The 1924-nt window shown below is 43.2% G+C and carries 2 protein-coding genes; both read right to left on the bottom strand.

Annotation, left to right across the window (positions count from 1 at the left end; translation table 11 throughout):
• Positions 1–1036, bottom strand: a 1036-nt coding sequence (locus AC52RT_RS13820) for a type II secretion system F family protein (RefSeq protein ID WP_495541280.1), incomplete at its 3' end; no start/stop codon positions are given.
• The coding region (locus tag AC52RT_RS13825; RefSeq protein ID WP_495541281.1) for a type IV pilus twitching motility protein PilT at positions 1037–1924 on the bottom strand (888 nt) is incomplete at its 5' end.

The raw sequence follows: 1924 nt of genomic DNA on the forward strand, positions 1-1924 counted from the left end.
CATCCAGTGCACCGGTTTGTTCACCAATGCTGATCATTTGCGTAATCAGCGGCGGGAAGGCCCAGTGTCCTTTCATTGGTTCGGTAATTGATTGACCTCGTTCTAATGCATCGCGAGCGTCCCGGACGACTCGAGCAATGACTTCATTTTCTACAACTTCTTCTACAATCGTCATGGCATGAAGAATCGGGACTGAACTGGCGAACAGGGAGCTTAGCGTACGCGTTAATTTCGCCAATGCCGCCTTTTGTATCATGGAACCGAATAACGGAATTCGCATAATCGTATAATCATAGTAATATTTCGTTTTTTTATTTTTTTGGACATAGATTATTCCTACTACTAGTAAAATGATGATAAGCACAATAAAGTACCAGGCTCGTTGCATAAAACCACTAGCATCTAAAACAAATTGAGTTATCGCCGGAAGTTCGCCGCCAAAGTCAGAGAACATATCTGCAAATGTAGGCACGACGTTAGTGAGTAAAAAAATCACGACAACGATGGCCATAAACCCGACTACCGTTGGGTACGCCATCGCAGATTTAATTTTAGAGCGGGTCACATTTTGTTTTTCAAAAAAATCGGCCAGTCTTTCTAGCGTTTCATCCAAGTTACCGCCTGCTTCACCGGCTTTAATCATATTAATGTACATGGGTGAGAAGATTTTTTTATGCTTGGCGGTCGCCATAGACATGGGATTTCCTTCACGCAGGTCTTGCTCCACCTCTATAAGTGCTTTTTTTAGATACTTACTTTCCGTCTGCTCGGCCAATATTCTTGTCGAATCAACCACCGACACCCCCGCTCTTAACAGAGTGGAGAATTGTCGGATATAAATGACGAAATGCTTTAGTTTTACTGGATTACCAATGGTAATGTCTTTAGTCAGCATGGTTTCTGGCACCATGGTCATCTCAATCACGCGGATCCCGCTGCTTCGGAGTTTTTTTACGGCATCACTTTTGGTAGGCGCTGTTACGCTGCCAGACTTTTTACCGTGTTTATCTCGGCCGGTATAGTTGAACTTAGCCATTTACTCCACCCTATCCTGTAAAAACGTGTACGCGTTTTCCTTCGAAATAATTCCTGCCTCAAGTAATTCTTTGATGCTGCTCTCGAGCGTATGCATCCCTTGGGCACGAGATGTTTGCATCACATTCACGATCTGATGAATTTTTTCATTACGGATCAGATTGGATACAGCTGCATTATTAATCAAAATTTCAGTGGCCGCTTTTCGGCCTTTTTTATCAATGGTTGGGAATAATCGTTGAGATACAATCGCCACTAATACAGAAGCAAGCTGAATCCTTACCTGTGCTTGCTGTGCGGGTTCAAAAACATCAATAATCCGGTCTATGGTTGTCGGGGCACTAGATGTATGGAGTGTAGCAAAAACCAAATGTCCGGTTTCAGCTGCGGTAATAGCTGTTTGAATCGTTTCTAAATCACGCATCTCACCAAGAAGAATGACATCAGGATCCTGCCGAAGTGCTGAACGTAATCCATTGGCAAAATTATTCGTATCAAAGCCGACTTCACGCTGATCAATAATACAATTATGGTGCTTATGCAAGTACTCAATTGGGTCTTCAAGCGTGATGATATGTTTCCGCATCGTATAGTTCATATGTTGAATCATCGCTGCCAGCGTGGTTGATTTCCCGCTTCCGGTTGGTCCAGTAACAAGAACAAGCCCTTGAGGCTTCGCTGCAATCTGCTTTAATGACTGAGGCAAGTCTAACTCTTCAAGCGTCGGAATTTTTGTTGGCACAATTCGGATTGCCATGGCTACACATGAACGCTGAAAATAAGCATTGATCCGAAATCTCGACACACCAGGAATTCCGTAGGAAAAATCAAGTTCTCCTTTTTCCTTAAATTCATCCCACATATTATCTGGGATGATTCCAAGTCGGAG

The sequence above is a fragment of the Peribacillus sp. genome (genome assembly GCF_059453735.1).